We start from the raw sequence: 6,947 nt of genomic DNA, 5'->3' as shown, positions 1-6,947 counted from the left end.
GTGTCATAAACTTACACAGTTTCACATTTGCAGCTCGCATCCATGGGGCCATTCCGGTGGATTGGCCAAAAAAACTGGGCTTGAATAAGGTCCAGCCCCCACTTCAAGCCCCCCCCCACTTCAAGCGCCCCTACTCAAGCCCCCGCCCCGAGGCCACTGATGTGAAAACCCGCAGCCATGACTGAACTAGCAGTCACGGCTGCGGGCCTCCAGCAGATGTAGCTCTGCTAAGAACCTAAAAGATTACTTGTTAATCACCGTGGTCGGGTGCACGTAACCCAGAGTCTCCGGATCAACCGGGAACTCAATGTCGCCGAAAGGCGAATCTGCACCAGCGTGGTGAGCAATCAGTTCAGTAACAGCGTGCTGACCAGGCTCGAGGTCCTTCGGCCAGCCGGGATCGACATAGGATTTCTTTGCAACGTTAGCCATGCTGAGATTATCCCAAAAATTTTCTCCCCAGTCACCTTCTCCCCTCCTTAAATCTCACTAAAGTGGGGATTGTCATGACTAGCACCACCCCCTTTGCACTCTTTTCCGACTGGCTGGCAGGTCAACCAGACCAATTTGTGGGCACTATCCTCAGCAATCGCCCCGATGCGCTGTCGCCACCGCCGAAGTCTTCCCAGGTGCTAGCGGCAAGGCTCCAGCTCCGCGCTTCTGTCTCCCGCGCGCTGACCAGACTGCCCGCACTGGAGCTCGCCTGCATTGAGGCTGCCGCTGACCTCGGTGCCGACGCCGAACCCGTCACTGCGGACGCCCTCATCGACTACATTCTCGACTTACTCTCTCGAGCAGAGGTTCCCGCCAATCAACGGCCCACGGCCACGCATATTCGGACAAGCCTCGATACCCTGCGCGAATACGGACTCATCTGGGGCAACGGTCCCGGCCCCCGCGGCACCTTCACCGGCAAGTCCACCCGCAAGAAGCCTCTGCCCTGGCAGGACTACTTCTGCCTCAGCGATGAGGTCGCCACCTCGTTGCCACCTGGCTGGTATCTTCTGCCCAATCCCGATGGCCCCAGCCGCAGCCAGCTACGCACGGCACTCACCGAGGTCACAGACAGGCAGCAGCGTCTCCTGGATACCCTCGCCAACTCCGGAGGGCTCGGCGTCACAAAGGACGCTCATCCGGATGCCGACCCTTCGCTGCCGGTCCCAGCGCTCATCAACGCCGGCCTGCTCGAACGCATCGACGAGGGCACCGTTCGCCTGCCCGCCACCGTTCGCGCGCTTATGCGTGGAGTCGGGCTTGCCGACGACGACGTCCCCCTGCGCCCCGAAACCCCCGCTACCCACGTGGTCGCCAGCGGTAACGACCGTGCTGCCGCCACTGCCTGGGAAACTTTGCGACAGGCGACTGACCTGCTGGACTTGCTGGGAACCGACCCCGCGCCGACCTTGAAAAACGGTGTCATTGGAGTACGGGAAACCCGCAGTCTCATCGAGGAGCTCGGCGTCGACATCTCGGAGCTGGCTCGCGGCGTGGCTAATCTCAGTGCAGCGGGCCTGGTTCATGTCGGTACTCCACATCCGCTGCCACTGCACGACAGCGGTGGTGACTATTTCGCCCCCACGCTGGCAGCCGACGGCTTCCTCGACGCCGATCTGGTTGACCGGTGGGTGAGTTTGACGGTCGGCACTCGCACTAGCGACGCAGCTCCCTGGCGGGTCGACCAGCTCAATGAGGAAGGCAAGCGCATTGCTCTACTCTCCCCACAAGCTCGGCTCTCCGGGGTACCGTCAATCCGGGAAATGGTGCTGGCCTGCTGTGCGCAGGTGGCGTCGTCGGCAAGCGACAACGACATCGTTGCTCTGACCGACCTGCGTGAATGCGCCGCCTACTACTACCCGATTACCAACGCGAGGTGCACGGACGAGGCGCTCAGTGGCGTGGTCGACGAGCTGGTCGCCCTCGGCATCGTCGTGCGGGACCCGGGCGTGGAAACGATTTCCGTCGGCCTTAGCGAGGTCGGCAAAGCCATGGTCGCGCTCATCGAATCCGGTACCGCCGAGGCCTTCGACGATCTGCGTGCCGCCTGTAACAACCTCTTGCCGCCGAACGCCTCGTACCTGATGGTTCAGGCGGACAACACCATCGTCGTACCGGGCCCCGCATCCCCGGAGATGGAACGCATGCTCAGTTCGATTGCGCAGCTGGAATCTCCCGGCCTCGCCAGCGTCTACCGCGTGACCGAAGACAGCCTTCGCGATGCCCTCGACGCCGGCATCAATGCCGCCGATATCTCGGAGTTTCTTTCGCGCTACGCCGTCGGCGAGGTGCCGCAGTCCATTACCTATTTGCTTGACGACGTCGCCCGCCGCCACGGTCGTCTCCGCGGTGGCCCCGCAGCTTCGTTTATCCGCTGTGACGATCCGGCCCTGCTGGCCTCATTCCAGAGTCACCAGGCTGGGCAAAGCCTGGCGTTGCGGAAGATTGCCGAAACGGTGCTAATTAGCCAGGCCCCGCTTGCCCAGGTGATTGAGACCGCTAGAAATGCGGGCTTTTCCATCATCGCCGAAGATGCAGAGGGTTTGGTGCTGGATCTCGGTCGCGCTCCCTGCCGCATTGAGGCGCCAGCTCCGGTGCCTACTGCGCGTACAACGATGCCCGAACCGGAACGCATCAGCCAGGCGTTGACGGCTATTGCCGATGGCAACCGTGCTGCTGAGCACGCTGGTAGTTCCAGTGGCACTGCAGCCAGTGGCAACACTGCTGGGGTCTCTGGCTCGGCTGCGGATTCGGCGACAGGTACGGGCACGGCTGCCGGTGCCAGCGCTAGCACCGGTGGCACGAGCGACTACGCCTCCGGCACCGAAGCGTTCAAGCTTCTGCAGCGCGCGGCTCGCCATGGCGACGACCTGTATTTGAGCTACGTTGACCGCAACGGCAAACCCGGCCGCAAGCGCGTGCGCCCAGTCACCGTCTCCGGTGGGCAGGTCGATGCTATCGACCCGGCCACCAGTCAAGTGCTGCGCTTCCTGCTGCATCGCATTACCGAAGTACATCCTGTCGACTAGGCGGCGGGCGCGCGGACCGTCGTAAAGCGATGCAGAAGCGAATGTGGCGGTTCGGGATGATTCGAGCCCGTGACGCATCTTCTGCGTAATCGTGGCAGAATTGACCTTTAGCTTATTTTTGGTCGAATGTCTGCGAGGCGAGGAAATAATGGGTTTCGGTACGGGGCCGCTGATCGTCCAATCGGATAAGACGGTGCTGCTGGAGGTCGATAATCCGGAGGCGGATGCGGCACGCGCGGCGCTGGCACCGTTCGCGGAGCTCGAACGTGCTCCTGAACATGTGCACACCTACCGCATCACCCCGCTGGCGCTGTGGAATGCTCGCGCCGCCGGTCACGACGCGGAGCAGGTGGTCGATGTCCTCGAGCGCTTCTCCAAGTTCCCCGTCCCACAGCCGCTGCTTATCGACGTCGCGGAGACCATGGACCGCTATGGTCGCCTGAGCCTGACCAAGCATCCAGCTCACGGCCTTATTCTGGTTTCACACGACCCTGCGGTACTGGCCGAGGTGACCAAGCACAAAAAGATTCGTCCGATGCTCGGCGAGCAAATCGACGCCGACACCTGGACCGTGCACCCCTCCGAGCGAGGCCGAATCAAACAGGAGCTGCTGAAGGTCGGTTGGCCGGCCAATGACACCGCCGGCTACATCGATGGTGAGGCACACGCCATCGCTTGGCAGGATCAGGGCACCGGCGGCCACGACACCTGGGAACTGCGCGACTACCAACGCATGGCGGCTGATTCCTTCCGCGAAGGCGGCTCCGGCGTCGTGGTGCTGCCCTGTGGCGCAGGCAAAACAATCGTCGGTGCAGCGGCCATGGTAGACGCGCAGCGCACCACTTTGATTCTGGTCACCAACACCGTCGCCGGCAGGCAGTGGCGCGACGAGCTGCTGCGACGCACCTCGCTGACCGAGGACGAAATCGGCGAGTACTCCGGCGAAAAGAAGGAAATTCGCCCCGTCACCATTGCGACCTACCAAGTGGTCACGCGCAAGACTAAGGGAGAATACCGCGCACTCGAGCTATTCGATTCCCGCGACTGGGGCCTCATCATCTATGACGAGGTCCACCTCCTGCCCGCTCCTGTGTTCCGAATGAGTGCGGATCTGCAGTCGCGCCGTCGACTGGGGCTCACCGCTACCCTGGTGCGCGAAGATGGCCGCGAGGGCGATGTCTTCAGCCTGATTGGCCCGAAGCGCTACGATGCCCCGTGGAAGGACATCGAAGCCCAGGGCTGGATCGCACCGGCTGACTGCGTTGAGGTCCGCGTGACCCCGACCGAGTCCGAGCGCATGCTCTACGCCACGGCTGAGGCCTCCGACAGGTATCGTCTGGCCGCAACGACGCCGACGAAGATTCCCGTCGTCAAGCAAATCCTTGCCCGACACGAGGGCGAACCCGCTCTGGTGATTGGTGCCTACCTGGATCAGCTCGAAGAGATCGGCGAAGAGCTCGGCGTCGACGTCATCGAAGGAAAGACGTCCAACGCCAAACGCGAGGAGCTCTTTGGGAAGTTCCGGCGCGGCGAGATCAACACGCTGGTGGTCTCCAAGGTTGCGAACTTTTCCATCGACCTTCCCGAAGCCTCTGTCGCCGTGCAAATCTCCGGCACCTTCGGTTCCCGACAGGAGGAGGCACAGCGCCTGGGGCGTCTCCTGCGCCCGAAGTCCGATGGTGGTGGCGCCGTCTTTTACTCGGTGGTGACTCGCGATACGCTCGATACCGAATACGCAGCTCACCGCCAGCGTTTCCTGGCGGAACAGGGCTACGCCTACCGAATCGTCGACGCAGACGAGTACCTCGGGCCCTCCCTACCCGGTGATTCCACCGCTAGCTCGGAATCCTAGAAAACTGGATAACTAAAGGACTGCCATGAACTTTCACTTCCCCGTCAACCGCGAGCACACCAACGCCAACAACGAGTACTACCGCGATGCCCGCCGACTGCTCATCTCCTCCGGCATTTTCTCTGCTCTGCTGCTCGTCGGCGCTGTGCTGGTTCTAATAGTTTTCGACCGCACGCCGTTTGTTATCGGCAGCGCGGTTGTGCTTTTCGCCCTCGCGGCTCTCTACGTCGGCGTTACCTTCCAGGTGCGACGCGCAATTAAGGATCCGCAAGAGCTTTACGACGAATCCCCGCTGGTTCCGGCCATGATTGCGCGTGTGGATGAGCGGACCATGGTGCTGATGACCCTGGTGGACATGCGTAAACCCCCCTCCGATGGCGAGCCCGTCCCGGCCCTGGCTACACGTACGGTCACCACGATTTCCGGTGTTCCCCGCCGCGTGGGCGCGAAGGTGCCAGCTGTTGCTGTGGCCGGTACACACAAGAGCCGCACCGAGTTCTACGATGAGATCACCCCAGTGCCGCTTGCGTGGTCCACTCCAGACAAGTCAGTCATTGCCCAAGCCCAGCGCAATATTCCGGTCAACGATTGGAATGTGCTCGAACGCAACATCGACCGGGTGGAAGAGGTACACGCAACGAAGCGCAACCTCCTGCCGCTGAACTAGTCGGATTCTGTTAGCCCCGACCTTTTGGCACTGAGCTGTTCTAGCCCCGCCCCCGATTTCCCTTAGCAGCGCTCCCCTCCGCGGTGCTCACAGGCACAGCGAGAGCGCCATTGGGAACTGAAACGAGTTGACTAGCTCTTGCCCCAGGACTCTTCGTTCTGCCGGTCAATCGCTTCCTTATCGTATTCACCTGCCGGGTCCTCTGGCAGCTCACGTTCCGTGTGAGTGGCCTCTAGAATGAACCGCGCCGCGTCCGTAATCTGTTCTCGCTGAACCTTTGGAACCGCAATCTGGTGAGTTGCCAAGAATTCCGCCTGAGTGGCGTCTCCACCTGCCTCCTCGACCTTCTTCAGGTACTCGGTAGCTGGCCGAACAACAGTATCGCGGGAGGCCGCCTGAACGTGGACACGCATGCTTCGCGACGGCTCATGCAATCCCGGTGACACTTCCTTTGCCGAATCATCAGAGGTGCCGAAGAATGCCTGCAACCACACCGCAGGAGCACCACGCAGGTCTAGAGCCGGGGCAACGAGCAACAGAGCAACCGGAGTGTCTTGACTAATCTGGTCCACCGCGGAAACAACGTTGTGGCCGCCTGAAGAGACACCATAGAGAACTATCGGGTTCTGATCACTGATGGGCATTGCACCCAATTTTTGAAGCTGCAACGAATCATCTGCAACAGATGCGACTACCCGCGCGATGTCATTGACGGCCTCAGATACTTTATGCTCTGGCGCGAGACGGTAATCCACATCCACAACAATTGCGCCCGATCGGGCTGCCAGGGCAGCCATATTTGGGCCGAAGGAATTCTCACGCAGACTGCCGTCACCCATCCAGAAAGCGCCGCCGTGTGCAGCAACTACCACAGACCCGGTTGGATCCTGCGGGACAAAAACCCGAACCGGAACGCTAGGACTATCCCCCACCGTCGTATCCGTCACCTCAACCTTGCCATCGGCATACGCAAGGTATGGCGAAGAGTGGTTGACGGCCGCCCCCAGGACCATCATCGAACCGTGAATGATGGCGTCTGGCATACGAGCGCCGCGGTCATTGACTGACGCACGAGCCTTCTTAATGTCTTCCTCAGAGGCTCCCAAGGGGACAACCTCGCTCAAGTAGGAATAGGCCGAGACGTGTTCTTCGAGCCATTCAATAAGCTGTTGTAGCTTACCTTCTTCGGTCGTTACGGGAGTGAAGTTGTCTTGAGCCTCGTCCTCAGAAGAAGCGAGGTTAACCACATCGGAGTTAGGTGTCTGATTAGTCATAGAGACAGTCTGCCACAGAGAGCCAACGAGGATTCACCGAAAGAGGAAACCAAGGATCTAATCGTTGCCTAGTTAATTCCGTTTACTTGTGGGTAAAACAAAAGTGGGCCGCAGCACCCCACCCCACACAA

5 protein-coding genes are annotated in these 6,947 nt (G+C 60.9%); 3 read left to right on the top strand and 2 right to left on the bottom strand.

What is annotated here, in order from left to right:
- Positions 1–243 precede the first annotated feature (243 nt).
- The gene (locus tag HMPREF2878_RS07150; protein WP_016423317.1) at positions 244–432 is read right to left on the bottom strand and encodes a hypothetical protein; all 189 of its coding nucleotides are present in this window, start codon (positions 430–432) and stop codon (positions 244–246) included.
- Positions 433–506: 74 nt separating this feature from the next.
- Here HMPREF2878_RS07150 and HMPREF2878_RS07145 point away from each other — a divergent pair, with 74 nt between their 5' ends.
- From HMPREF2878_RS07145 to HMPREF2878_RS07135, 3 genes are all read left to right on the top strand, one after another.
- Positions 507–3,023, top strand: a complete 2,517-nt coding sequence (locus HMPREF2878_RS07145; RefSeq protein ID WP_070653133.1) for a helicase-associated domain-containing protein — start codon at positions 507–509, stop codon at positions 3,021–3,023.
- A 148-nt stretch (positions 3,024–3,171) separates the two neighbouring features.
- On the top strand, positions 3,172–4,875 hold the full coding sequence (locus tag HMPREF2878_RS07140) for a DNA repair helicase XPB (protein WP_016423319.1): 1,704 nt from the start codon (positions 3,172–3,174) through the stop codon (positions 4,873–4,875).
- A gap of 25 nt (positions 4,876–4,900) precedes the next feature.
- On the top strand, positions 4,901–5,542 hold the full coding sequence (locus tag HMPREF2878_RS07135) for a DUF3239 domain-containing protein (RefSeq protein WP_070653130.1): 642 nt from the start codon (positions 4,901–4,903) through the stop codon (positions 5,540–5,542).
- 131 nt (positions 5,543–5,673) lie between these two features.
- Here HMPREF2878_RS07135 and HMPREF2878_RS07130 read toward each other — a convergent pair whose 3' ends face one another.
- Positions 5,674–6,816 (bottom strand): alpha/beta hydrolase, encoded by a 1,143-nt coding sequence (locus HMPREF2878_RS07130; RefSeq protein ID WP_070653129.1) that lies wholly within the window; start codon positions 6,814–6,816, stop codon positions 5,674–5,676.
- Between the last annotated feature and the right edge of the window lie 131 nt (positions 6,817–6,947).

The sequence above is a fragment of the Corynebacterium sp. HMSC065H09 genome (assembly GCF_001812845.1).
Classification (GTDB): Bacteria; Actinomycetota; Actinomycetes; order Mycobacteriales; family Mycobacteriaceae; genus Corynebacterium; species Corynebacterium jeikeium_D.
Note: the sequence above shows the minus strand (reverse complement) of the source record. Positions and strands in the feature narration are given on the sequence as shown.

What these genes read in the sequence shown, in the direction of transcription:
- HMPREF2878_RS07130 (WP_070653129.1), bottom strand. Translation starts at nt 6,816, where the DNA reads ATGACTAATCAGACACCTAACTCCGATGTGGTTAACCTCGCTTCTTCT.
- HMPREF2878_RS07140 (WP_016423319.1), top strand. Translation starts at nt 3,172, where the DNA reads ATGGGTTTCGGTACGGGGCCGCTGATCGTCCAATCGGATAAGACGGTG.
- HMPREF2878_RS07135 (WP_070653130.1), top strand. Translation starts at nt 4,901, where the DNA reads ATGAACTTTCACTTCCCCGTCAACCGCGAGCACACCAACGCCAACAAC.
- HMPREF2878_RS07150 (WP_016423317.1), bottom strand. Translation starts at nt 432, where the DNA reads ATGGCTAACGTTGCAAAGAAATCCTATGTCGATCCCGGCTGGCCGAAG.
- HMPREF2878_RS07145 (WP_070653133.1), top strand. Translation starts at nt 507, where the DNA reads ATGACTAGCACCACCCCCTTTGCACTCTTTTCCGACTGGCTGGCAGGT.